The following is a 24,548-nucleotide window of genomic DNA, read 5'->3' on the forward strand; positions in this document are numbered from 1 at the left end:
AGGCGTTAATGAAACAGGCTCCTGAACATTTGGTGGAATTGATCGAGCCAATTGTGGAAGGTCTTGGCTATGAGTGTGTGGGGATAGAGTACAACCCGCATCCAACACACGGCATGTTGCGCATTTATATCGACAGCGACAATGGGATATTGCTGGACGATTGCACCAAGGTTAGCCACCAGATTAGCGGGGTGCTGGATGTCGAAGATCCGATTCAAGGTGAATACCATCTGGAAGTATCCTCGCCGGGTGCGGATCGGCCGTTTTTCAAACTCAGCCAGTTTCAACGTTTTTTGGGGAGCACTGTGCTGGTGAGCTTATTCAAGCCCATCGATAAACGCCGCAAAATTACCGGCCAGATCAAGATGGTCGAAGACGATGCCATTCTGCTACAGGATGGTGAGCAGTTGTTAAAAATCCCGTTTCAGGCAATGAGCAAGGCACGCTTGGTGCCGGATTACATAATCAATAAAGGAGGTCGCAGTGGCAAATAAAGAAATTTTATTGGTGGCAGATGTTTTTGCTAACGAAAAAGAAATAGACAAGGAAATTATCTTTCAGGCCATTGAATCCGCTTTGGAAGCGGCGACTGTCAAGCGTTACGAAAATCCGATCAAAGCCCGGGTGGCCATTGATCGTCATACCGGCGACTATCTGACTTATCGGCGTTGGCTGGTGGTCGATGCTAATCCGGAAATCAATGGTGACGTCGAGCATCCGGGCTGGCAGGTGTTGCTGGAAGTTGCGCAATTCGATAATCCCAATATTCAAGTTGGCGACTATGTGGAAGAAGAGATCGAATCGGTCGATTTTTGCCGGATTGCCGCGCAAACTGCCAAGCAAGTTATTATTCAGAAAGTGCGCGAAGCCGAGCGTAAGAAAATTGTCGAAGCCTATCAGGATCGGGTTGGCGAGTTGGTCACCGGCGTCGTCAAACGCTTGGAGAAAGGCAGTGTTTACCTGGATTTGGGTGGCCACGTGGAAGCGTACATCGCTCGCGAAGATATGATCCCGAAAGAGCCGGTCAGAATGGGTGACCGGGTGCGCGGCTATTTGAAAGCCGTCCGGTCCGAACCACGCGGTCCGCAATTGTTTGTTAGCCGCACCGCGCCGGAATTATTGATTGCGCTGTTTCGATTGGAAGTGCCGGAAGTCGGTGAAGGTTTGATTGATATTTTGGCAGCGGCTCGGGATCCCGGGTCCCGCGCAAAAATCGCCGTCAGAGCCAACGATCCGCGCCTGGACCCCGTTGGTGCTTGTGTCGGTATGCGTGGCTCCAGGGTTCAAGCCATCTCTAATGAATTGGCGGGCGAGCGGGTCGATATTATTTTATGGAACAGCAACGACGCGCAATTCGTGATTAATGCCATGTCGCCGGCCGAAATTCAATCGATCGTGGTCGATGAAGATAAGCACAGCATGGACGTGGCGGTGGCTACCGACAGTTTGTCGCAAGCCATCGGTCGTGGCGGCCAAAACGTGCGTCTGGCTACCGAATTGACCGGTTGGGAATTAAACATTCAAGATGCTGCGCAAGTAGATAAAAACCACGACGAAGCTGCAGCCAAATCCAAACAGCAGTTCATGGAGTTGTTGGATGTCGATGAAGAAATCGCCAGCATTTTGGTTGATGTAGGATTGAATAACATCGAGGAAATTGCGTACATCCCCGTCGACGAAATGCTGGAAATAGAGGGTTTCGACGAAGAGTTGGTGGAAGCTTTGCGTACTCGCGCCAAGGATGCTTTGTTAATCAGTGCTATCGCATCCGAAGAAAAAATTGAAACCGCCGTGCCTAGCGAGGAATTGATGGCGATGGAAGGCATGGACGAAGAGTTGGCGCACCAAATGGCGGCCAAGGGCATTGTGACCTTGGACGATTTGGCGGAGCAGGCGATAGACGACATTATCGAATTTACCGGCATGACCGAGGAGCGTGCTGGTAAACTAATCATGAAAGCCCGCGAATCTTGGTTCGCAGAGGATAAGGGCTGAGGCAGGAGGATACTATGAGCGATAAAACAGTACAGGAATTGGCAGAGGTTGTTGGCATCCCTTTGGAGCGTTTTATAGAACAATTGAAGGAAGCCGGCTTGACCGCCAGCGCGCCCGACGATGTGATAAACGATGAAGAGAAAGTCAAATTACTCGCGCACTTGCGCAAGCGCCACGGCAAGTCGGACGCCGATCAAGAAGCCGCCGCCCCCAAACGCATTACCTTGAAACGCAGCACCAAAACCGAATTAAGACAATCCTCACCGCCGGGTACAGCTGTGAAAACCGTCAGTGTCGAGGTGCGCAAGCAAAAGACTTATATCAAGCGCAGCGATGCGTCCTCTGTTAACGACGAGCTAAGACAGGCCGAATTAGCCAAACAAGCTTTGGACGAACAGAGACGGCAACAAGCTATCGAAGAAGAAAAGCGTAAGCACTTGCATGAGCAGAAGGCTGCTCAATCTGTACAGGAAGAGCAAGTAGTCAGTGCGGAAATTGCTCAGCCGGTTGAGGTGTCCGTGCCGGTTGTGACGGCAACCGCAGAACCGATTGCGGCAGAGCAGCAGGTGACTGAGGAGTTGCCGGTTGTTGCTGAAGCTCAGCCTGAAGTGCTTGCTAAGGTCGAAGCGCCCGCCCCGAGTGCCGCGCCGGAGATGACTGAAGAGCAGCGTCTGGAAAAAGAAAAGAAAGAAAGGTTGGAAGCTGCGGTGCAAAGAACCGCGGAAAAAGTCAAACAAAAAGCCGAAGCCAAGCAGCAACAAACCACGCTGCATAAGAAAAAAGCCGAATTCAAGCCCACTCGCGGCCCGGCTACCGATGGGGATATCGGTGGCGGCGGCGATGCCGCGCGTCGCGGTGGCAAAGGCAAAAAAGGCAAGGCGCCTTCGCGTCGGGAAAAGCCAGAATTCGAGATCGATGTCAATCAGGCCCGACACAAGTTCGAAAAGCCGGTTGCGCCGACTGTCTATGACGTAACCATTCCGGAAACCATCGTGGTTTCGGATTTGGCTGCAAAAATGAACATCAAGGCTGCCGAAGTCATCAAGCATTTGATGAAGCTAGGCATCATGTCCACTATCAATCAAACCATCGATCAAGAAACGGCGGTGATTTTGGTTGAGGAAATGGGCCACAAAGCCATCATGCAGAGCGAAGATGACTTTGAGCAGGAAATGCTGGCCGAGGTGCAAGGTGACAGCGACGAACGTAAAGTTCAACTGCGCGCGCCCATCGTCACCATCATGGGTCACGTTGACCACGGTAAAACTTCTTTGCTGGATTACATCCGCAAAACCCGGGTCGCTGCCGGCGAAGCGGGCGGGATTACCCAGCACATCGGTGCTTACCAGGTTAAAACCGACCACGGCGCGGTAACTTTCTTAGATACTCCGGGCCATGCCGCGTTTACCGCGATGCGGGCGCGTGGTGCGGAAGTGACCGACATCGTGATTGTGGTGGTTGCCGCCGACGACGGCGTCATGCCGCAAACCAAGGAAGCCATCGATCATGCGCGTGCTGCGAACGTGCCGATCATCGTGGCCTTGAACAAAATCGATAAACCGGAAGCGAATCCTGATCGCGTCATGCAAGAACTGGCCACGCTGAATGTGGTGCCGGAAGAGTGGGGTGGCGATGTGCAATTCCTGAAGGTTTCGGCGAAAGTCGGTACCGGTATCGACGAATTGATTGAAGCGCTGATCGTGCAAGCTGAAGTGTTGGAATTGAAAGCACCGGTGGATGGGATCGCTTCCGGTATCTGTATCGAATCGCGTCTGGATAGAGGCCGCGGTGCGGTTGCCACCATCTTGATTCAGAAAGGTACCTTGAGCAAAGGCGAGTTCGTCCTCTGCGGGCACGAGTATGGCCGGATACGGGCGATGTTCGACGAAAACGCCCACGCTATTAAGTCCGCCGGACCTAGTATGCCGGTAGAAATTCTTGGCTTGTCCGGTACTCCGGACGCCGGCGACGAATTTCTGGTGGTGCAAAACGAACGTGTCGCTCGCGAACTGGCTGCTCATCGGGAAGATCGTAAACGCTCCAACCGTCACGCCGCTCAGCATGCGTCGAAATTGGACGATGTGTTCTCCAGGATGTCCGCCGGTGAAACCTCCACGCTTAACGTCGTTATCAAAACCGATGTTCAAGGCAGTTTGGAAGCCTTACGAGAATCTTTGGTTGGTTTGTCCACCGAAGAAGTGCAAGTTAAATGCATTTTCGGCGGTGTCGGCGGTATCAACGAGGGTGACGCCAACTTAGCTCTAGCGTCCAGTGCGATTCTGATCGGTTTCAACGTGCGTGCCGATGCGGTAGCCCGGAAATTGATCGAAGAAAAAGACATTGATCTGCATTATTACAGCATCATTTACGAAGCGATCGACGAAGTGAAACGGGCGATCAGCGGGATGTTGGCGCCGGAAATTCAGGAAAAAATCGTCGGCTTGGCCGAGGTGCGCGACGTATTCCGTTCGCCGAAATTCGGCGCGGTGGCGGGTTGTATGGTCATCGACGGTTTCGTCAAACGCAATCTGCCGATCCGCGTTTTGCGCAACAACGTGGTGATTTACGAAGGTCAATTGGAATCCTTGCGCCGCTTCAAAGACGATGTCAATGAAGTGAAAATGGGCATGGAATGCGGTATCGGCGTGAAAAACTACAACGACGTGCAAAACGGCGATCAGATCGAAGTGTTTGAACGCATCGAAGTCAGACGGGAAATCTAGGTTATGGCGAGAGAGTTCGGCCGCAGTCAGCGGGTGGCATCGGAAATGCAAAAAGAGTTGGCGTCAATACTTCAACGCGATGTGGACGACAGCCGCCTAGGCTTCGTGACGATAAACGATGTCGAGTTGTCCAAGGATCTGGCCGTTGCCAAGATCTACGTGACGGTTTTGGATGCTCAGGATGACGCTGCTAAGCGTGCGAACGTGAAGGTGTTGAACGAAATCTCGCCGTTCATCCGTCATGAGTTAGCCAGGCGCATGCGTTTGCGACATATCTCCGAGCTGCACTTTTACTACGACCATTCCTTCGATACCGGTATGCGCGTTGCCGAGTTACTTGGCGATTTGCATCACGAAGAAGTTAAGGACGCTGGTGCTGCACCGCAAGCAGGGACCGATAAACCACAGCAGGACGATTAATGGCAAAACGTAAGTCCGGGCGCGATGTGCATGGCATCGTGCTGCTCGACAAACGTTTGGGTGCGTCCTCCAATCAGGCCTTGCAGGAAGTCAGGCGATTATTTAATGCCAACAAGGCCGGGCATACTGGCGCGCTGGATCCTCTAGCGACCGGCTTGTTGCCCTTATGTTTTGGCGAGGCGACCAAGGTGTCGGCCTTGATGCTGGATGACGATAAACGTTATCAGGTAACCGTGCAGTTGGGCGTGATGACCGATACCGGCGATAGCGAAGGCAAAATCGTCGCCGAAATGCCCGTGCCGGCACTGGATGGCGCGCGCATACAAGCTTGTTTGCAGCACTTCACTGGCCCGATTGAGCAGGTGCCGCCGATGTATTCGGCGCTCAAGCATCAAGGCAAGAAGTTGTACGAGTTGGCGAGGGAAGGTAAAACCGTAGAACGGCAGCCCAGAGCGATCACTATTTATGAATTGCAGTTGTTAAATTTCGATGCCGAAGTAGGACAATTGACGCTGGATGTGTTTTGCTCGAAGGGTACTTATATCCGTTCGCTGGCCGAGGATATCGGTCACTGGCTGGGGAACTGCGGTACGGTAACCGCGTTACGCAGAACCAAGGCGGGCATGTTCGATCTTGATCAGGCTCATACCTTGCAGCAGTTGCAGGCGATGGATTTTGCGCAATTGCAAAACACCTTGATCGCGCTGGATGTACCCCTGGAAGCCATCCCGGATGTATCTTTGTCCGCTGAGCAGGCCGAAAAAATCAAGCTTGGTCAGCGCATAGCCTTTAACGGCGGTATGGCCGGCCAGGTCAGAATATACTCGCCGCAGGCCTTTTTGGGGTTGGGAGAAATTCTATTGGATGGTAAACTAGCGCCGAAAAAACTATTTCATTTGGAAGATCAAACAACTTGATTTTCCGGGAAAAACCGCAAAATTTCTACACCCTATTGTGGAGATAGCGGCTACACGGTCATCGAACGATGGCCTTTATTCAATCAAAATTAATCGATAGGGATTAAGAATGTCATTAACCGCAGAACAAAAAAAAACCATTGTTGAAGAATACCGTTTGTCGGATACCGATACAGGTTCAACCGAAGTCCAAGTTGCTTTGTTGACCGCCAACATTAACCAACTGACTCCGCATTTTGCGACCCATAAAAAAGACAACCACTCGCGCCGCGGCTTGCTGCGCATGGTAAACCAACGCCGTAAATTGCTGGATTACCTGAAAGACACAGATGTGGCTCGTTATCGTTCGTTGATCGAACGTTTGGGCATTCGTAAGTAGCACAAACTGGAAACGGCGCATCGGGCGCCGTTTCTGCTTTAAGGCAAATTTTTAGCATAACCTTTAAACAAAGGAACCTTATAGTGAATCCTATCAGGAAACAATTTCAGTACGGCGATCGTCTCGTCACCTTAGAAACCGGCGAAATTGCCCGCCAAGCCAACGGCGCGGTAATCATTGATGTCGAAGGTACCACTCTGTTGGTGACCGTGGTCGGCAAAAAAGAAAGCAGCGGTGGCGACTTTTTCCCGCTGACGGTGGATTATCAGGAAAAAGCCTTTGCCGCGGGTAAAATTCCTGGCGGCTTTTTCAAACGCGAAGGCCGCCCAAGCGAAAACGAAACGCTGATCTCGCGCCTGATCGACCGTCCGATCCGTCCGTTGTTTCCCGAAGGCTTCACTAACGAAGTCCAAATCATTGCCACCGTGCTGTCCTTGAATCCGGAAATCGATACCGAAGCGCCGGCCATCATTGGTGCGTCCGCTGCGTTGGCGGTGTCCGGTTTGCCGTTTAATGGCCCGCTGGGCGCCGCAACCATCGGCTATATCGATGGCCAATATGTGCTGAACCCCACGTTGCCGCAACTGAAGGAGTCGCGTTTGCGCCTGATGGTTGCCGGTACCTCCAAAGCCGTATTGATGGTAGAGTCCGAGGCCGATGTGCTACCGGAAGACGTGATGCTGGGCGCGGTATTGTTCGGCCACGAGCAAATGCAGGTTGCGATCAATGCGATCAATGAATTTGCTGCGGAAGCAGCTGCACCGGCAATAACCTGGACAGCACCTGCGGATAACGAAGCCTTGAAAGCCGCTGTTGCCGCTGAAGCCGAAGCGCAAATCAAATCGGCCTATCAAATTCCGGAAAAACTGGCCAGACAGGACACCCTGAGTGCAATCCGTAGCGCCGTCGTCGAAAAATTGACCGCCGAAGATCTTTACGGCGAAAAAGACATCCGCAACGTTATCGAAACCTTGGAATACAATGTTGTGCGCGGTGCGATTCTGAACGACCGCAAACGTATCGACGGCCGCGACCTGACCACTGTTCGGCCAATCACGATCCGTACCGGCGTGCTACCCAGAACCCACGGTTCGGCGCTGTTCACTCGCGGCGAAACCCAAGCCTTGGTTGTTGCGACCTTGGGCACCGAGCGCGACGCGCAAATCATCGATGCCCTGGCCGGCGAATATAAAGATACTTTCCTGTTCCATTACAACTTCCCACCGTTCAGCGTTGGCGAAACCGGCCGCACAGGCTCGCCGAAGCGCCGTGAAATCGGCCACGGCCGTTTGGCCAAGCGCGGCGTGCAATCGGTGTTGCCGAACATGGGCGAGTTCCCTTACGTCCTGCGCGTCGTATCGGAAATCACCGAATCCAACGGTTCCAGCTCCATGGCGTCTGTCTGCGGTAGCAGCTTGGCCTTGATGGACGCCGGCGTGCCGATCAAAGCCCCAGTAGCCGGTATCGCGATGGGTCTGATCAAGGAAGGCGATCAATTTGCAGTATTGTCCGACATCCTGGGCGACGAAGACCACTTGGGCGATATGGACTTTAAAGTGGCCGGTTCCGAGAACGGCGTCACCGCGTTGCAAATGGACATCAAGATCGACGGTATCACCGCCGAAATCATGAAAGTTGCGCTGGAACAAGCCAAACAAGGCCGTCTGCACATTTTGGGTGAGATGAACAAAGCCTTGTCCAGCACACGTTCCGAAATGTCAGACTTTGCTCCGCGCATTATCACCTTCAAAATCGATCCGGCTAAAATCCGCGAAGTCATCGGTAAAGGTGGCGTGACTATTCGCGCCATTACCGAAGCCACTGGCGCCAGCATTGATTTGACCGACGACGGCGTGGTCAATGTAGCGTCTGTCGATAGAGCGGCGGGCGAAGAAGCCAGACGCATGATCGAGGAAATCACCGCCGAAGTCGAAGTGGGCAAAACCTACGAAGGCAAAGTGGTGCGTTTGATGGACTTCGGTGCGTTCGTGACCATTCTGCCGGGCAAGGACGGTTTGGTGCATATTTCGCAAATCTCCGACGAACGTGTGGAAAAAGTCAGCGACAAACTGTCGGAAGGCGATGTCGTTAAAGTCAAAGTACTGGAAATCGACCGTCAAGGCCGCGTACGCTTGAGCATGAAAGAAGTCGATAGCGAATAAGTTCGGTTCGACTTTGCAACGAAAAGGGCCGTAAGGCCCTTTTTTTGTGGCTGAAACTCAGAATCTTATGTCGCCGCGCTTGTGATGCCTTTGAATCGTAATTACCGGGGACTATGAATGTCTGTTGACTTTTTAGGCGGGGCTCAGCAGTATTGACTCTTAATCGTCCTGTTAAAACGGTTGAGCAATATGGGTCTTTTACGAATCAGTGCTCACAGTTTAATTCTATTCGGAGGTCACAAAGCGCTATGAGCACTGCCAAATTCGATACGATTGGACAATACCTCCTCAAGCGCCTATATCAAGCCGGTGTAAAAGACATCTTTGGCGTGCCTGGCGACTATGTGTTGGGGTTTTATGATCTGATGATAAAAAGTCAGGTTCGGCATATCGGCACCACCCGAGAAGATTCCGCAGCCTTCGCGGCCGACGGTTATGCGCGTTGCGCGGGCATGGGCGCGTTGGCGGTGACATACGGCGTTGGTGCCTTAAACACAGTGAATGCGATTGCCGGCGCTTATGCGGAATCCTCGCCGGTGGTACTGATCAGTGGCGCGCCCGGCGTTGGCGAGCAGAAAGACGATCCGTTGATTCACCATCGATTTGGGCCGTTTACTTTTCAGCGGGAAATTTTCGAACGGATTAGCTGCGCGTCGGTGGTGCTAAACGACCCGGTGATCGCCTTTCGGCAAATCGACCATGCTATCGAAGCCGCGCGCCGTTTTTGCAAGCCGGTATACATTGAGCTTCCCCGCGACTTGGTAATGGCGGAAGGCTATCCCATGCCGACTGAGTCAGTAGAACAGTTTACCAGTGACCAAGCTGCTCTATCCGAAGCGCTTGCCGAAACCATGGCGTTATTATCCAAAGCGAAGTCGCCGATGATCGTGGCGGGTGTTGAGTTGCATCGACGCGGGCTGCAAAGCGCTTTGGCGGATTTCGTGGAGCGTACCGGTTTGCCCGTGGTCGCCACGCTAACCGGTAAATCGGTGATGTCTGAACGGCATCCGGCGTATCTAGGGATTTACGAAGGTGCGATGAGTTCGGAGTCCGTGCGAGACAGAGTCGAAAAGTCCGATTTGCTGTTGATGTTGGGTGTAACCTTGAACGAGATCGATACCGGCATCTACACGGCAAAACTCAATTCCCACTCGACCATCCGCGCGGCGTTGAACGAGGTGGTAATCAGCGCGCATCGTTATCCAGGCATTGCCTTGGAAGATTTTCTCGGGGCTTTAGCCGGCTCGGTTAATACCTCCGGAACCAGTTGCGTATCCATTCCGGAACCGTTAAAAAACCATGCTTTTCCGGAATCGGACCGGCCAATCACCACTGCCAGACTAGTCGAGCGGCTGAATAGTGCGTTAAGTAACGACATGATCGTGGTGTGTGATGTCGGCGATTGCCTGTTCGCAGCTATCGATTTGCGCGTCCACGAGCAAAGCGAATTTTTGGCGTCGGCTTTTTACACCACGATGGGTTTTGCTGTGCCGGCTGCGTTAGGTGCGCAAATTGCGCGTCCGGATCGGCGGGCATTGATTTTAGTCGGCGATGGGGCGTTTCAAATGACCGGCACCGAGCTGTCGACTCATGCCCGCTTGGGATTGAATCCTATCGTAGTGGTATTTAACAACGACGGTTACAGTACGGAGCGTTGTATCCTTGAAGGTCCATTCAACGATATTAATCCATGGCGTTTTGATCGTTTGGGAGAGCTATTTGGGCCTTTAGCCGGCTACGATGCGCGAACGGAAGCTGAATTTGAAGAGGCTCTGTTCAATGCCCTGAATAACCAAAGCATGCCCAGTATCATTAATGTCCATCTGGCAGCCAACGATTCGTCGGAAGCGATGAAGCGTCTTGCCGAGCATTTGCAGTCGAAAATCAAAAGAGAGGTCTGAAGCGAGGCTGGTGTTCTCTGCCATCCGATCCGCCGGTAGGTAATACAATCGGCTTGCCGTGTCGAATTTTCAGCAGAGTGCATCTAAACTCATTCACTCACTTACTACTCATCCGTCGCGCTATGCAAATTGCCAACTGTTATCTCGAGCCAGCCAGCTACGCCGTTGATTTTGAGGACATATGTTATGTGCGAAATTTGGTGTTCGTTGTCGAACAGCAAATACCGTTAGAAGTGGAGTTCGACAAACTTGATGCGGACTGCCATCATTTTTTAGTGCGGGATGCGGATTATCGGCCAATCGCTACGTGTCGACTTTCGCCGGAGGGCAAGCTTGGACGAATGGCGGTTCTACTCGAATGGCGCGGACAAGGTGTTGGTGAATCTTTGTTGCGTGCAGCAATCGACAAAGCGCGTAACTTGGGGCTGACTACTATTACCGCCAACGCGCAACTTAGCGCATTGGGGTTCTACCAAAAATTCGGTTTTGTCGCGGAAGGCGAAGGGTTTGCTGAAGCCGGCATTCCGCATCAGGCTATCAGGCTTATATTGCAGCCGCTTGAACAAACGTTGCGATCCGTGCTCCAGACCCGAGAAGTTTCTGTTGACGCTGTCCGCCTGGAGACTGTCGAATCGACCTTAACCGCTACCCGGCAATTGGTGATGGCGGCTCGTCGGCAGATTTGTATCTACAGCAGGGATCTGGACTTTGCTTTATATGGACAAAAAGACCTTGTCGAGGCTCTGAAACAATTTACTCTCGGCAATCGTAACGCCAGTGTGCAGATTATCATTCAGGAACCAGCCAGCCTGCGTCATCAGGTTCATCCTATCGTGGAATTAGCTCAGCGCTTACCGTCATATTTTTTGATTCGTGTGCCCGATGAAGCTGAAGATTTGCAATATCCTTCTGCTTTTATCATCAACGATAGCGACGGCTATTTATTTCGCTTGCTGGGTAATCGCTACGATGGGCATTGGAGTCCTAATTTGCCGGCACGTCATCGGCCATTGCGTGAAGAGTTTGAGCGGGTCTGGCAGCGTTCAAGTGCTTGCGCGGAATTTAGGGCATTGAGTTTGTAATTTTTGATCTTCTTCGTGCGCATATAAAAAACCCGCCTAACGGCGGGTTTTTGTGCTGAATCAATTGACTTAACCAGGTTCGCTGACTATTTCAATGTCTGTTGGGCTTTACCATCCACTTCCAGCTGTACTCGGCGGTTATTGGCGCGGCCTTCTTCGGTTTCGTTGGTATCGATTGGCCTATCCCAGCTATAACCGTGTGAAGTGATATTGGGAGAGTGGCTGCCTTTGGTCAGGTATTTCTTAACCGCCAATGCCCGGCGCTCCGACAAGTCCAGGTTGTGTTTGTACGAACCGGTATTGCTGGTATGGCCTTGAACTTCAAACGCCATGTCAGGATACTGTTTGATGCGGTCAACGACTTTATCCAGTTTTGGGAAATACTGCGGTTTGATCACGTCTTTGTCGTTATCGAACTTAACATCAACGATCCAGCAGCCGTAAATGCTGACTTCAACGCCCGGTAATGTAGTCGGACATTTATCAACGCAGTTATTTACGCCGTCTTTGTCGTCATCCATTTTTGAGCAATCCAGTTTTGCTGGAGCCGGTACTGGGGTGGGCGGCGGGGTTGGTTCGGCTTTTGCGACAACTGCTTTAGGTTTTTCGCCGAACGGGACCACGAAACCCAGATTAACCGTCATGTCATGAAATTCTTCGGTGCCGGGTTGTAGTTTTGCGTTGAAGTTGTTGTTGTAACGATAACGGACGTCGCTGCGAATCAGGAAGTTGTCATGCAATTCATAAGTAAAACCCGCACCCGCTTCGCCGATGAAGCCCGCGCCGCTGTCGCCATTGTGGGTGCTATTGATGCCACCCACGCCGATTACGGCATAAGGCGAGAATTTATCTCTAAACAAATAATACTGCGCGTCGACAGTACCGCCGGTCAAATCCCAGTTGCCATTGCTTTTAGCGCCTTCCAGGTTTTGGTACAAACCTCTGATCTCAATATTCAGATGTTCGTTGATGATCTTACCCAGGCCCAAACCGCCGCCCCAACCGCTATGCGCATTACGATCACCGCCCGGTTGCACGAAAGTGCCGAAGGGCGCCGCGTACCATCTGTCGTCAAGGAACTCGTCGGCTTGTGCCGTCGACACGGAATCGAGCGCCGCCATCATGGCGATTGCCAGTAAACTTTTCTTCAACATAAAGACTCCTTTTGTTATTTGTAAAAAATAGATAATTCGTTGCTTTTGAGAGGGAGTAATAAAGCCATGGTTAGAAAAATAGGCTTTAAAAATCAAAGGGAATTGCAGATTTTGCTAAGCATGTTGTAAAAATACCACAATTTTGGCTATTAGCAAACGTTTAGGTTTATCCGGTGCCAGTATTTGCGGTATTCCAGTCGGCTGTTTCCGGGCTTGGGTTATGGGAATTTGGAAAGTCCGGGCTAGGACCGCTTGCGGTCAAGCCGTCGTTTATTCTCTCCGGATAAGGTTATTCCGGCGAAGACGGAAGTAAGGATGTTGTAGATACGCAAGTTAATAAGCAAAGCGAGCGACGCAAGAAATCTGGGGCTCAGGTAAAATTCCGCCAATTTGAGTGTTTATCGTTTTATGACTTATTCATCCTATTTCAAGCAAGACTGCCGAGCATGCCCGCGGTTAAGCGAATTTCTCTGTGAAGTGAAGGCGAAATATCCTGCTTATCACGCCTTGCCGGTGGCTCCGTTCGGCGATCCGCAAGCGCACTTGCTGGTTGTTGGCTTGGCACCGGGTATGCACGGCGCGAACGCCACCGGCAGACCGTTTACCGGCGACTATGCCGGTCTGTTGCTGTATCAGGCTTTGTATGATTTTGGTTATAGCAATCAATTGGCATCGACGAATTTGGCCGATGGTTTGCAGCTGAGCAATTGTCGGATTACCAACGCCGTGAAATGTTTGCCGCCACAAAACAAGCCCACCGGTGACGAAATTAAGCAATGTAACCCTTATCTGGCGGCCGAAATTAAAACCCTACCGAAACATTCGGTGATTTTGGCTTTGGGTAATATTGCCCATCAGGCGGTATTGCGAGCATATGGGTTGAAGAGTAGTGCGGCTAAGTTTGCTCATCATGTAAGTTTTGAATTGCCGGACGGCAACACGCTGGTCAGTTCTTACCATTGCAGCCGTTACAATGTGCAGACCAAGCGCTTGAGTATGGAGATGCTGGCGGCGGTGTTTGTAAGCATTCAAAACTTGCTATCTGCCGGTGACTGAAATGCAACCGGGCGAATTTGACGCCAAAGCCTTTTTGAAGACGCTAACCCAGCGTCCCGGCATTTACAAGATGTTGGACGAGAAAGGCGAGATCATCTACATAGGCAAAGCCAAGAATCTGAAAAATCGGGTTTCCAGCTATTTCAGAACTCAAAATGCTTCGCCCAAACAGCAGGCCATGGTAGCCAAGGTCGCCGGTATAGAGGTAACCGTGACCCACACGGAGGGGGAAGCCTTACTATTAGAAAGCCAGCAGATCAAACGCCACAAGCCGCGCTACAACATCAGCTTGCGCGATGACAAGTCCTATCCCTATGTGTTCATCTCCAGTTTCCACGATTTTCCGCAACTGACCTTTCATCGCGGCGCCAAGAAGCGGCGGGGCAGGTATTTCGGGCCGTATCCCAGCGCCAGTGCGGTAAAGGAAACCTTGAAGTTATTGCAAAAAATTTTCCCGGTGCGGCAATGCGAAGATTCCTATTACAGCGCCCGATCCCGGCCTTGCCTGCAACATCAAATAGAGCGTTGCACTGCACCTTGCGTGGGACTGGTCAGCAAAGAGCAATATGCCACCGATGTGGAAAATACGATTCTATTTTTGGAGGGACAGGGTGGCTTATTAATTGATCGGTTGGTAGTTAAGATGGAAGCCGCGGCCGCGCAATTGGAGTTCGAGCAAGCCGCCGCCTATCGTGATCAAATCGCCCGCTTGCGCGCTGTATTGGAAAAACATTGTGTGGAAGGGGAAAAAGGCGATGTGGATATTTTGGCGTGCGCGGCTAAAAACGGTGCGGCCTGTGTGCAGGTATTTTTTATCCGCAACGGTCAGCATTTGGGCAACCGGCAGTTTTTTCCGAAAGTCGACGATGAAAATCAGCCCGAGGAAATCTTGCAGGCTTTCATCGCCCAATATTATTTGGACAAAACCGTACCTCACGAATTGATCGTCAGTCATGCCTTGCCCGAAGCGGCTTTGGTGGCCGAAGTATTGGCCGAACAGGCCAAACATGCGGTAGCGATTGCCAATAATGTGCGCGGCGAACGGATGAAGTGGTTGCAAATGGCTATCACCAATGCCGACAGTGCGCTTAACGCTAGGCTGGCTGATCGACAGGGTTTGCAAGGGCGCTTTATCAGTTTGCAGCAGGAATTGGGCTGCGATATCACCCCCACTCGTCTGGAGTGTTTTGATATTAGTCATACCCAAGGGGAACAGACCGTGGCGTCTTGCGTGGTGTTTGACAGAGAAGGGCCAGTGAAATCCGACTATCGACGCTTTAATATCGATGGTATTACTGCCGGCGATGACTATGCGGCGATTCATCAGGCGGTTTTTAGACGCTTCAGCCGCTTGAAGAATGGCGAGCATCCGGCGCCGGACATCCTTTTAATAGACGGCGGCAAAGGCCAGGTCGCTGAGGCGGAAAAGGCTTTGGCTGAATTGGAGATAAACGATGTTATGATAGTCGGTGTTGCTAAAGGTCCTGATCGCAAAGCCGGCATGGAGAAAATCATTCTGGTCGGTAATCGGCAGCCCTTGGATGTGACGCCGGGGGCTTCCGCCTTGCTATTGATTCAACAGATTCGCGATGAAGCTCATCGTTTCGCGATTACGGGACACAGGCAGCGACGCGGTAAGGTTAACAAACAATCGGTACTGGAAGATATTGCCGGACTGGGGCCTAAAAGACGACAGGTTTTGCTGAAACAGTTTGGCGGGTTACAGGGTGTGTCCAGCGCGGGTGTGGATGCTTTAGCCAGTATAGATGGCATTAGCCGACAATTAGCGCAGCGAATTTACGATACATTTCACCATCAAGATGGCCATTAGATTTACCATTCCGACCTATTTAACCCTGTTGCGGATCGCCTTGATTCCCTTATTGGCCATCGTGTTTTATTTGCCGTGGCAATATTCCAATCTGGCCTGTACCGCAATTTTTCTGGTTGCCGGTTTCACCGATTGGCTTGACGGTTATCTGGCCAGAAAAATGAATATGCAAACCGCTTTTGGTGCATTCCTGGATCCGGTGGCTGATAAATTGATGGTGGCGTTTGTTCTGGTATTGGTGGTGCAGGCTCAAGGCAATCCTTATCTCGCGGTGCCGGCGGCTATCATTATCGGTAGGGAAATTGCGATTGCGTCGCTGAGAGAATGGATGGCTGAGATTGGTCAGCGTGCCAAGGTCAAGGTTTCGCAATTGGGAAAATGGAAAACCACAGCGCAAATGACGGCAGTGAGTTTGTTGCTTTATAGGGATGATTTATTAGGCCTGCCTATCAATACCATGGGTTACTGGTTGTTATACTTGTCGGCGATTTTAACCTTATGGTCTATGGTTAATTACCTTGTCGCGGCGTTCTCCACCATCAACGAATAATAAAAGCAGTATCGATACTGCCACAACAGAGAGTAAACAGCAGGTAAAGCTGTATATAAGAGCATGGAACAAGAATTAGAATTAGAAAATAAACCGAATAAAGCCATCAGTCAGGATGAAGTGTTGCAGGCTGCTTTAAAGCTGTTTGCCAAAAAGGGATATTTCAATACCTCATTAACCGATATCAAAGATGCAGCAGGTATAACAACCAGTACCGGCATTAGTCAGTATTTCAAAACCAAGCAAGCCATCGCGCAAACCTTGTACGAAAATATTCTGGATAGCCTGAGCATATCGATTGATGATATTCGCCGCCGGAATCGAAAAGCTGCCGAACAATTGCGGGAAATAGTCGATTTACTCTTCAAATTAACCGATGATGCTCCGGAAATCGTTGAGTTCTTATTATTTGTTAAAAGCGAAGAGTTTTTGGCGGAACCTAAGCCCCTGCTGGAAACGCCCGCGTTTATTAAAATAAAACGGATTTTTCAGAATGGCGTCAAAGACGGCGAGATGAAGGCGCTGGATCCCTTATTGGCCTACACTTATTTCTTCGGCATTATCAATCATACCTTGGCGATGGTGTTGAGCGGCAACTTGCCGAAAACGGCGGAAAGCTATCAGGCACAAGCTTGGCTGACGGCATGGGGCTGTATAGTTAAAAAGTAATTCAAGTCATTAAAACTCAGAGCGGGGCGGAGGAGGATTTACTAGATGTTAGATAACATTAAAATCGGTATGATTGGGCTTGGTTACGTGGGGTTGCCGCTAGCTGTCGAGTTTGGACGAAAATATCAAACCGTAGGTTTCGATATTAACCAGCATCGAATTCAGGAATTACGCGCAGGTCGCGACCATACTCTGGAGGTTAGTGAAGAAGAACTCGCCGACGCCAAGTTACTGACTTACAGCGCAGATTTACAAGATATAGCCGATTGTTCGGTTTATATAGTCACAGTCCCCACGCCAATCAACGAACATAAACAACCTGATTTGACGCCGCTGCAAAAAGCCAGCGATTTGTTGGGTAAGGTAATAAAGTCCGGCGATATCGTCATTTACGAATCCACTGTTTACCCGGGCGCAACCGAAGAGGTGTGCGTACCGATTCTGGAGAAAGTGTCGGGTTTAACGTTTAACCGGGATTTTTATGTCGGTTATAGCCCTGAGCGCATTAATCCCGGCGATAAACAACACCGCGTAACCAACATTCTGAAGGTTACTTCGGGCTCTACGCCCGAAATAGCCGAAAAAGTAGATGCTTTATATAAAAGCATCATTACTGCGGGTACGCACAAAGCCAGCAGCATCAAAGTCGCCGAGGCTGCTAAAGTCATTGAAAATACTCAGCGCGACGTCAACATCGCTTTAATCAACGAATTGGCTTTGATCTTTAACAAACTCGGAATAGATACTGAAGAAGTATTGCTGGCAGCGGGAACTAAATGGAATTTCCTGCCGTTTCGCCCAGGTTTGGTGGGTGGACACTGTATCGGTGTGGATCCCTACTACTTAACCCATAAAGCTCAAGCGATAGGCTACAACCCGGAAGTGATACTCTCTGGCCGTCGAATCAACGATGGCATGGGGGTATATGTTGTGTCGCAATTGGTAAAGTTGATGCTGAAGAAGCGTGTGCATGTCCAGGAAGCTAATGTGTTGATCATGGGCTTGACCTTTAAAGAAAACTGTCCGGACATTCGTAACACTCGGGTGGTAGACATCATTGCCGAATTGAAGACTTATGGCGTCAATGTCGAGGTCTACGACCCCTGGGTTAATGCTGAGGAAGCGAAACACGAATACGGTATAACGCCGGTCGCTAAACCGGTAGCAGGAAAATACGACGCGATTATTCTGGCTGTGGCCCATGACGAGTTCAGAAAAATGGCGATTTCAGACGTCAGAGCTTTAGGTACGCCGCAAGCCATTGTGTATGACCTGAAATACTTGTTTCCTACGGATCAAACAGACGCAAGGCTTTAAGAATGAAGATTCTGGTGACCGGCACGGCCGGTTTTATAGGCAATCATTTGGCGCTGAGATTGTTGGAGCGTGGTGACGAAGTTATTGGTGTCGATAATCTCAACGACTATTACGATGTTAACCTGAAATTGAGTCGCTTGGATCGGATCAAGGATTTTGCCGGCTATACCGATGTCAGGCTGGATATTGCCGATAGAGCCGGTATGGATGCACTATTCAAAAAGCACCAGCCGCAAAAAGTGGTTAATCTGGCGGCTCAGGCCGGTGTGCGCTATTCCATCGAGAATCCGCATGCCTATATCGATAGTAATATTGTCGGTTTCATCAATATCTTGGAGGGTTGCCGGCATAATCAGGTGGAGCACTTGGTATATGCCTCAAGCAGTTCGGTTTACGGTGCCAACGAATCCATGCCGTTCTCCGTGCATGACAATGTCGATCATCCCTTGAGCTTGTACGCCGCGTCAAAAAAAGCCAATGAGCTGATGGCGCACACCTACAGCAACTTGTATCAATTGCCTACCACAGGTTTGCGCTTTTTTACTGTGTATGGGCCGTGGGGTCGCCCAGACATGGCGTTGTTTTTATTTACCAAAGCGATTTTGAATGGCGAGAAAATCAATGTATTCAACTACGGTAAGCACCGCCGCGATTTCACTTATATAGACGACATCGTTGAGGGCGTGATTCGGACCATGGATCATAACGCTTCGCCGAATCCGGACTGGAGTGGAGAAAAACCCGATCCAGGCACCAGTAGAGCACCTTGGCGGGTTTATAACATTGGTAACCAGAATCCGGTAGAACTGCTGTCTTATATCGAAACCTTGGAACGTTTTCTCGGTAAAACTGCCGAGAAAAATTTATTGCCCTTGCAGCCTGGTGATGTCCCGGATACGTTCGCCGACGTAGAGGCCTTGGTAGCGGATGTTGGTTATAAACCAAACACGACTATCGAGCAGGGGATTGAACGGTTTGTTGCTTGGTATCTTCAGTATTATCAGTGAATAATTTTTGATACCCCGATTGCGCAGTTTTAAACTGTGCAACAGCTTTGTATTTTAATTAGCAGATTCAAATAAAGGGTCACTCTCGATGTGGCTATCCAATAGCTTTTTAAGCTCCGCGAATATATCGGGATGAGACTCTATTACATCCCGATATGGATCGTTTTCTAAGTCGTATAGCTGATACACAGGTTTTGTATAAGTCGCTATATATATTAGTTTCCACTTTTCATTCTGTACGGAACGGCTTTTCGCGCGGATAACCGTGGGATAATGTTTTTCGTTGACGACCAGTGTGCCGGATTTTTTATCAGGAATATCCAGTAATTCAACAATATTGGGATATAAAATTTGTTCAGGATGTAAGCCAGGTATCTTTCCTAGCCAAATCCCTGTTTCTTGAAAAGCAAAAAGCTCCGGCGATGTCTGTGCTTTCACATAAGGAATCAAATTAACACCGTCGAGCGTTGTTGGAATAGGTATATTCAACAAATCTAACAAAGTTGGCATGACGTCAATGGAGCGGGTGGTCGGCTTAAAGTTTACGCCACCAGGCACTCCTGGGCCTTTCATCACCAATGGAATTCTGCCGCTGGGGTCGTTTCCTACCAAGGTATTGCCCTGGCCCCAGCATCCCGTTTCAAAAAAATCCGCACCATGATCGCTATATATGATGACGATGGTATTATCGGATAAATCCGACTTTTCAATATAGTCTATTATTTTCCCCACTTCATCGTCGAATTGTTTGACGCAGCTGTCATATAAATTAATAATTTGCGGGATGTCGAAAAACTCCGAGGTTTTTTCCTGTTTTTTGATAATTTCTTCCGCCGAGGCGAGTCTGGTCATAATAAACCGTGACTCACCTTTATAGTCTTTTGGGGTAAATAAGTTGTAATAGGGATACTCCGAATTGAAAGGGACGTGCGTGGCCGAAGTGAACAAATTAATAAAAAAAGGCTGCGAGTTTTTCGCCGAATGGGCAATTAATTGGCGGCATTCGCGACTTAAGCTTCGGATCAAGGGTACGCCGGCCAGATAATAGAACTCGGGTAAGAAGCGTTTTCCTAATGCGTTATTGGTGAAAAGCGATAATACGTTTCGGATTAAAGACGGCCCTTGTCTTAGTAGTAGTTTGATATTCCATTGATCTTCAGCGACCGAGATTTCCTTGAAGTTAAAACTTAATTTTGCGAAATCGGCTCCGCACCAATCGGAGATGCATGCAGTCAAGTAACCGTGTTCGTTTAATATGTCGATCAAAGACGGTTGCGGTAGTTTACAGTCTGCCAAGGATGGATAATTATCGCGAATTTTATGGTTATGCGGCCATAATCCGGTAAATAGGGACGCAATACTTGGTGCCGTTCTGGCGACAGGGGTTATGCATTTATCGAGTCGTAAGCCGTTCGCGCTTAATTTATCAATGTTGGGGGTGAGGTTTCTGTGATAGTTGCTGCCGCCTAGTCTGTCATGGCGCAATGTATCGGAACCTATCATAATCACATTGGGTTTTGTTTGAGACGATGCTTTAACGACAGCTGGTTCGTTAACTATCGTTGCGTAATAGATGTAAGCATATAAACCAGCCAAAGCTATTATATAGAGCACTAGCGGCGTATTATTTTCTTCGATAGCTAAAAATAGAGCGATTACCGATGTTACAGACAGTAATGAAATTAATGAAAACTTTATGCCGCTTATTATTTTCGGAGATAATATCTTCCATATAACAAATAATCTGGAAAATCTATACTGGAAAGATAATTGAATGGTGCCAGGTGTATACAGGAGTTGGTGTAAAAAAAAGTAGGTAGTAATTAGCGTGGTTGATATTAAGCAGCAGCTTAAGCCTGTGATGAAATTAAATTCTATCAATGTAGTAAGCTTTGATAGTGAATAAGCTGCAATAGAACCGGGTAAGGATGTCAGAAAAAATATGACAAATAACCAAGCGGCTAACCTGGTTAAGGCGAAAACCACATAATACCCAAATTTTTTTTCTATTTCTTTTTGGATGCCGGGTCCGGTACGGGAATAGTTGTGTAAGGTAAGTATTATTAATGTAATAGTAAAAAGCAGTGCGGCAGCAGATGAGCAGTAGAGGGACACCAGTATTTTTTCCATCTCTATTTTATTCGATTGGATGAGTATGATTGGTGGCTAAATTATTATATTTCGATTTTTTTTGTACTGCTGTTCATTTGTGCGTGCTTTTTCCGAAAACTCTTGTAATGCGAATTTTTTAATTAACATCGATATAAATACTAAATGATAAATCAAATCCCAGTAGGATAAACCGAGGAAAGCGGTGCCAACCATATAGCAAATGATCGAGGTTCTGACCATTAGGCTGTAATGGCGTACCCATTCCATGCCTTCTACTCGTTTCGCTTGACTCGATAAACGGGTTAAGCCAAGAACGCTACCCAGTATCAGCGAAATCCATAATCCGAATGCAATAAAGCCATGCTCAGCAAGCATTTCTACGTAAGAACTGTGCCAATCCCGCATCGTGACATGTATCCAGCCATCGAATCCTGCCCCGGTAAACGGGTGGCTTAGTGCATGATTCCAGCCATCTGTCCATGCTTCGATACGTGACATGGCGGATGCGTCCTCCTCATAGGTTTCCAGAGTGTGCATGCGTCCGAACCATTCTTCAGGCAAATAGGGGATTACAAAAAATGTACCGCCGATTACCAGGGGTATCATCAAGTATTTACGTTTGCTGTTTGAGATCAGCGTAAACGTCAGAGCGATCATGGTAAGTAGTGCGCCTCGCGACCATGATGATAATGAAGCGGCATAAATGATAGGAATGGATAGCAATATTCCTTTTTTAAGCCAGCTCTTCCGTACTTCTTTTTCCCATACTAGTAGCAATGGCACTGCAATCAACATCGCAACGGCAAATAAATTGTTGTCTTCGAATTGCGTATTGGGGGGGCCGTATACGCGGTGACCAAAGCCGGTTAGGATGGCAAATATACCACCTTTAACTGCAACAAGGCCGATAGAGGCGCCTATGGTGGAAATCAAATAATAGAGTTTTTCTCTGGTATTGATGAGTACCCATGTGAAATAGAATGGCACAAATACCTTAGAGACGAACAAAAATTTTTCCCAGGCAATATCCTGTAAAGGCGATTGGGTTGTGGTAAATATAAAATAGAACCAAAGTGTTATAAAAACTGAAATTCGCCAATCTTTAGGGATGGGCTGTTTATCTTTGGTGTTGAACGTGCTGACAACAACTACCAAAAATAACACATAGTATACCGGTAGCGAACGTACCGCTCCCCAGGCATAGGCGTGCGGATTCAAGTAGCTGAATATTGCTAATGATAGCACTCCCCACCATGGTTTTTTTAATGCGGCAACTATGCAGCATATCAGAAAAATAAGAACAACTATGTCGCGCACGGAGTTTAATTTAGTAGGTTTTAATGCATTTAACTAAGCTTTTAATGGACAGCTTAATTTAATTATTTATTAATAATTTGTTTTTCCAACGTGAAAAACAGCCACATATTTGTCCGAGAGAGTAGCTGACATTCATTGCCTGGCGCAGGCTATGTTTTGCGGTAAATGCCAAGGCAAGCCATTGCCAAGTTTGGCGGACAATTTGCGAGATTAAGAATGGCGGTATGCCCAGGTAGGTGCGATGGTAGACCGGAAAGTCATTAATCGCTCCGCGATAGCCGGCCAGAAAATGAACATCTAAAAAGTAGCGCCGCCGCAGTCGCCAGGGTTCGACGGCGTGAAGTATTGCCATGTCCGGGCGGTAACGTATTCGGCGCTTTTGCTGGAGCAGCACATTAAACATCATCACATCTTCGCCTCCTCCTATGGTTTTACCTTTGCGGTCATACCTGCGATCAAAGCGCAATGCCGGATCGTTTCGGAATATCGCCATGTCGTATGCAATGTTGCCGGCCCAAACCGGTGTGGTGCTGTCTTCTATCCAGAAAGCTTGTTTGCCGTGATCTAGCGCACCTAGAAATCCCAACAATTCGTCGTCAAGCCATTCCGGACGCTTATGGTGCGTAAAGTCTATATCGATTCGTCCGCCAACACATTCGGCGCCTTCGCTGAAGTATGCGTGTGTAACGGTTTCTAAAAGTCCGGTTAAAGGTAGTTCATCGTCGTCGATAAACACCAGAATGTCGGAATTGATTGCCTCTTGTATGGCTCTGTTGCGCGCTGCGACTATGCCTTGGTTGGGCTCGTGCACCCAGCGGAGCGTCGGGCCGGGTAGTTGCTGAAGTTGTTTCAATACATCGCTTGTCGCGTCGCTACTGTTATTGTTGACAGCAAGAATTTCAAATGGAATCGGACAAGATTGTGCGCGCATGGCAAAGACCAGGTTCTCCAGTCTTTCCGCTCGGTTGTAGGTGCAAAAAGCGAATGTGAGCTTTTTAGAGGCTTTTTCCAGGCTCATTTTCGATATCTAAATGCAGAGAGTGGTAAAGAGTTGCCGGGCAAAGTCATGTTCTTAGGGTTTTAGGCTCGGCGTAAAAGTATTGAATTCTGGTGGGGACGAATTTATGCGCTGTTTATCGCTGTTGGTTCATAGCGACGCTAAACGCTGCATTGGTATTTGTCATCAACTCGTATGACGCAGTTTATCCCAAACACGGTTCGCATAGTAGCGAGTCATCTTTTTCCACGATACGTCGTTGTCCGCAAAGTTTAGTTTGCGGGCTAGTGTGCTGACGCTGTCGCCGGAGAATATGGCAATACGCCTAACTAGGTAAGGGTTTGGTTCGCTATCAAACCAGCCGGGGCGGGTGGTGCAAGCCATGCTATAGCCTGTCTGTTCGGCTAGGGTGATTGAATCCGAGTTGAATCTGCCAAAGGGATAGGCCAGGCTGCTGACTTGGGTTGACAATAAATCTTCGAGGACAGCTTTGGCTTTTGAAAGTTCGGATTGTTGTTGGTCGGAGCTGAGTAAGGATAGGTCTGGATGCGAGCAGGTGTGCGAGGCAATTTCCATTCCGGCTGTATGCATTTCAAGCAAGCGTTCCGCCGTTAGCATCCGTGTCTGAGTAGATGGTTTGCCTAGCCAATGGGCATGACCGCCGATGCAATCGGTAGCGATAAACCATGTGGCCTTCATCCCAAGCGCCATCAGAGGCAAAAAAGCCCCCGAATAGTTGTCTTCGTAGCCATCATCAAAAGTAATGACCACACTTTTTTCAGGTAGCGATTTGGCACTTTGCAAGTCTTTGAACAAAACCGTTGTCCAACCTTCTTGCTGTAGATACCGCAAATGCTTCGCAAACAAGTCCGCGCTTATGGAGTAATGCGACTCGGGTTGAGCGTCGGGCGTACCGTGATACATCAAAACAATAGGGCTGCGAGTTTGGGACATGGCTT

20 protein-coding genes are annotated in these 24,548 nt (G+C 49.3%); 15 read left to right on the plus strand and 5 right to left on the minus strand.

The annotated features are described in order from the left end of the window. The first annotated feature begins 8 nt into the window (after positions 1-8). From rimP to JL719_RS08150, 9 genes are all read left to right on the plus strand, one after another. Entirely contained in the window at positions 9-494 is a 486-nt protein-coding gene (gene rimP, locus JL719_RS08110; protein ID WP_033157369.1) for a ribosome maturation factor RimP, read from the plus strand. Next, positions 484-1,995 (plus strand): transcription termination factor NusA, encoded by a 1,512-nt coding sequence (nusA, locus tag JL719_RS08115; RefSeq protein ID WP_033157370.1) that lies wholly within the window; start codon positions 484-486, stop codon positions 1,993-1,995. The genes rimP and nusA overlap by 11 nt, the downstream gene beginning before the upstream one ends. Positions 1,996-2,009: 14 nt before the next feature. Further along, on the plus strand, positions 2,010-4,718 hold the full coding sequence (gene infB / locus JL719_RS08120; protein ID WP_033157371.1) for a translation initiation factor IF-2: 2,709 nt from the start codon (positions 2,010-2,012) through the stop codon (positions 4,716-4,718). A 3-nt stretch (positions 4,719-4,721) separates the two neighbouring features. Further along, on the plus strand, positions 4,722-5,138 hold the full coding sequence (gene rbfA / locus JL719_RS08125) for a 30S ribosome-binding factor RbfA (RefSeq protein WP_033157372.1): 417 nt from the start codon (positions 4,722-4,724) through the stop codon (positions 5,136-5,138). Then, a complete protein-coding gene (gene truB, locus JL719_RS08130) occupies positions 5,138-6,055 on the plus strand; it encodes a tRNA pseudouridine(55) synthase TruB (RefSeq protein WP_033157373.1) in 918 nt (305 codons plus the stop codon). The genes rbfA and truB overlap by 1 nt, the downstream gene beginning before the upstream one ends. 109 nt (positions 6,056-6,164) lie before the next feature. Further along, positions 6,165-6,434, plus strand: coding sequence for a 30S ribosomal protein S15 (rpsO, locus tag JL719_RS08135; protein WP_033157374.1), 270 nt, complete (start codon positions 6,165-6,167; stop codon positions 6,432-6,434). Between the two features lie 83 nt (positions 6,435-6,517). Continuing rightward, positions 6,518-8,596 (plus strand): polyribonucleotide nucleotidyltransferase, encoded by a 2,079-nt coding sequence (gene pnp / locus JL719_RS08140; RefSeq protein ID WP_033157375.1) that lies wholly within the window; start codon positions 6,518-6,520, stop codon positions 8,594-8,596. 248 nt (positions 8,597-8,844) lie between these two features. Continuing rightward, positions 8,845-10,497: an alpha-keto acid decarboxylase family protein gene (locus JL719_RS08145; protein ID WP_033157376.1), complete on the plus strand. Its 1,653-nt coding sequence runs from the start codon at positions 8,845-8,847 to the stop codon at positions 10,495-10,497. Between the two features lie 122 nt (positions 10,498-10,619). Continuing rightward, positions 10,620-11,579: a GNAT family N-acetyltransferase gene (locus JL719_RS08150; RefSeq protein ID WP_033157377.1), complete on the plus strand. Its 960-nt coding sequence runs from the start codon at positions 10,620-10,622 to the stop codon at positions 11,577-11,579. Positions 11,580-11,665: 86 nt separating this feature from the next. On the opposite strand, the gene JL719_RS08155 is transcribed toward JL719_RS08150, so the two are convergent. Then, positions 11,666-12,733 (minus strand): OmpA family protein, encoded by a 1,068-nt coding sequence (locus tag JL719_RS08155; protein ID WP_033157378.1) that lies wholly within the window; start codon positions 12,731-12,733, stop codon positions 11,666-11,668. A 477-nt stretch (positions 12,734-13,210) separates the two neighbouring features. On the opposite strand from JL719_RS08155, the gene JL719_RS08160 reads away from it, so the two are divergent. The 6 genes from JL719_RS08160 (at position 13,211) to JL719_RS08185 (ending at position 19,163) form a co-directional block, all read left to right on the plus strand. Then, the gene (locus JL719_RS08160) at positions 13,211-13,789 is read left to right on the plus strand and encodes a uracil-DNA glycosylase (protein ID WP_505187731.1); all 579 of its coding nucleotides are present in this window, start codon (positions 13,211-13,213) and stop codon (positions 13,787-13,789) included. Position 13,790: 1 nt separating this feature from the next. Then, positions 13,791-15,620: an excinuclease ABC subunit UvrC gene (gene uvrC / locus JL719_RS08165; RefSeq protein ID WP_033157380.1), complete on the plus strand. Its 1,830-nt coding sequence runs from the start codon at positions 13,791-13,793 to the stop codon at positions 15,618-15,620. Further along, positions 15,610-16,170, plus strand: coding sequence for a CDP-diacylglycerol--glycerol-3-phosphate 3-phosphatidyltransferase (gene pgsA / locus JL719_RS08170; protein WP_033157381.1), 561 nt, complete (start codon positions 15,610-15,612; stop codon positions 16,168-16,170). The genes uvrC and pgsA overlap by 11 nt, the downstream gene beginning before the upstream one ends. 63 nt (positions 16,171-16,233) lie before the next feature. Continuing rightward, positions 16,234-16,839 (plus strand): TetR/AcrR family transcriptional regulator, encoded by a 606-nt coding sequence (locus JL719_RS08175; protein ID WP_033157382.1) that lies wholly within the window; start codon positions 16,234-16,236, stop codon positions 16,837-16,839. A gap of 45 nt (positions 16,840-16,884) precedes the next feature. Continuing rightward, positions 16,885-18,156, plus strand: a complete 1,272-nt coding sequence (tviB, locus tag JL719_RS08180) for a Vi polysaccharide biosynthesis UDP-N-acetylglucosamine C-6 dehydrogenase TviB (RefSeq protein ID WP_033157383.1) — start codon at positions 16,885-16,887, stop codon at positions 18,154-18,156. Positions 18,157-18,158: 2 nt separating this feature from the next. Continuing rightward, positions 18,159-19,163 (plus strand): NAD-dependent epimerase, encoded by a 1,005-nt coding sequence (locus JL719_RS08185; protein WP_033157384.1) that lies wholly within the window; start codon positions 18,159-18,161, stop codon positions 19,161-19,163. A 54-nt stretch (positions 19,164-19,217) separates the two neighbouring features. Here JL719_RS08185 and JL719_RS08190 read toward each other — a convergent pair whose 3' ends face one another. The 4 genes from JL719_RS08190 to JL719_RS08205 form a co-directional block, all read right to left on the minus strand. Next, on the minus strand, positions 19,218-21,293 hold the full coding sequence (locus tag JL719_RS08190) for a sulfatase family protein (protein ID WP_084153330.1): 2,076 nt from the start codon (positions 21,291-21,293) through the stop codon (positions 19,218-19,220). A 36-nt stretch (positions 21,294-21,329) separates the two neighbouring features. Next, entirely contained in the window at positions 21,330-22,592 is a 1,263-nt protein-coding gene (locus tag JL719_RS08195) for a putative O-glycosylation ligase, exosortase A system-associated (RefSeq protein ID WP_051670096.1), read from the minus strand. Positions 22,593-22,650: 58 nt separating this feature from the next. Further along, on the minus strand, positions 22,651-23,610 hold the full coding sequence (locus tag JL719_RS08200) for a glycosyltransferase (RefSeq protein ID WP_033157385.1): 960 nt from the start codon (positions 23,608-23,610) through the stop codon (positions 22,651-22,653). Between the two features lie 165 nt (positions 23,611-23,775). Then, the gene (locus JL719_RS08205) at positions 23,776-24,456 is read right to left on the minus strand and encodes a polysaccharide deacetylase family protein (RefSeq protein ID WP_225893061.1); all 681 of its coding nucleotides are present in this window, start codon (positions 24,454-24,456) and stop codon (positions 23,776-23,778) included. Positions 24,457-24,548: the final 92 nt, after the last annotated feature.

It is taken from the genome of Methylomonas sp. LW13 (assembly GCF_016865255.1).
Lineage (GTDB): Bacteria > Pseudomonadota > Gammaproteobacteria > Methylococcales > Methylomonadaceae > Methylomonas.

What these genes read in the sequence shown, in the direction of transcription:
- rimP (WP_033157369.1), top strand. Translation starts at nt 9, where the DNA reads ATGAAACAGGCTCCTGAACATTTGGTGGAATTGATCGAGCCAATTGTG.
- infB (WP_033157371.1), top strand. Translation starts at nt 2,010, where the DNA reads ATGAGCGATAAAACAGTACAGGAATTGGCAGAGGTTGTTGGCATCCCT.
- pgsA (WP_033157381.1), top strand. Translation starts at nt 15,610, where the DNA reads ATGGCCATTAGATTTACCATTCCGACCTATTTAACCCTGTTGCGGATC.
- rbfA (WP_033157372.1), top strand. Translation starts at nt 4,722, where the DNA reads ATGGCGAGAGAGTTCGGCCGCAGTCAGCGGGTGGCATCGGAAATGCAA.
- JL719_RS08175 (WP_033157382.1), top strand. Translation starts at nt 16,234, where the DNA reads ATGGAACAAGAATTAGAATTAGAAAATAAACCGAATAAAGCCATCAGT.
- JL719_RS08190 (WP_084153330.1), bottom strand. Translation starts at nt 21,293, where the DNA reads ATGGAAAAAATACTGGTGTCCCTCTACTGCTCATCTGCTGCCGCACTG.
- JL719_RS08145 (WP_033157376.1), top strand. Translation starts at nt 8,845, where the DNA reads ATGAGCACTGCCAAATTCGATACGATTGGACAATACCTCCTCAAGCGC.
- JL719_RS08185 (WP_033157384.1), top strand. Translation starts at nt 18,159, where the DNA reads ATGAAGATTCTGGTGACCGGCACGGCCGGTTTTATAGGCAATCATTTG.
- rpsO (WP_033157374.1), top strand. Translation starts at nt 6,165, where the DNA reads ATGTCATTAACCGCAGAACAAAAAAAAACCATTGTTGAAGAATACCGT.
- JL719_RS08150 (WP_033157377.1), top strand. Translation starts at nt 10,620, where the DNA reads ATGCAAATTGCCAACTGTTATCTCGAGCCAGCCAGCTACGCCGTTGAT.
- tviB (WP_033157383.1), top strand. Translation starts at nt 16,885, where the DNA reads ATGTTAGATAACATTAAAATCGGTATGATTGGGCTTGGTTACGTGGGG.
- uvrC (WP_033157380.1), top strand. Translation starts at nt 13,791, where the DNA reads ATGCAACCGGGCGAATTTGACGCCAAAGCCTTTTTGAAGACGCTAACC.
- truB (WP_033157373.1), top strand. Translation starts at nt 5,138, where the DNA reads ATGGCAAAACGTAAGTCCGGGCGCGATGTGCATGGCATCGTGCTGCTC.
- JL719_RS08155 (WP_033157378.1), bottom strand. Translation starts at nt 12,733, where the DNA reads ATGTTGAAGAAAAGTTTACTGGCAATCGCCATGATGGCGGCGCTCGAT.
- JL719_RS08200 (WP_033157385.1), bottom strand. Translation starts at nt 23,610, where the DNA reads ATGAGCCTGGAAAAAGCCTCTAAAAAGCTCACATTCGCTTTTTGCACC.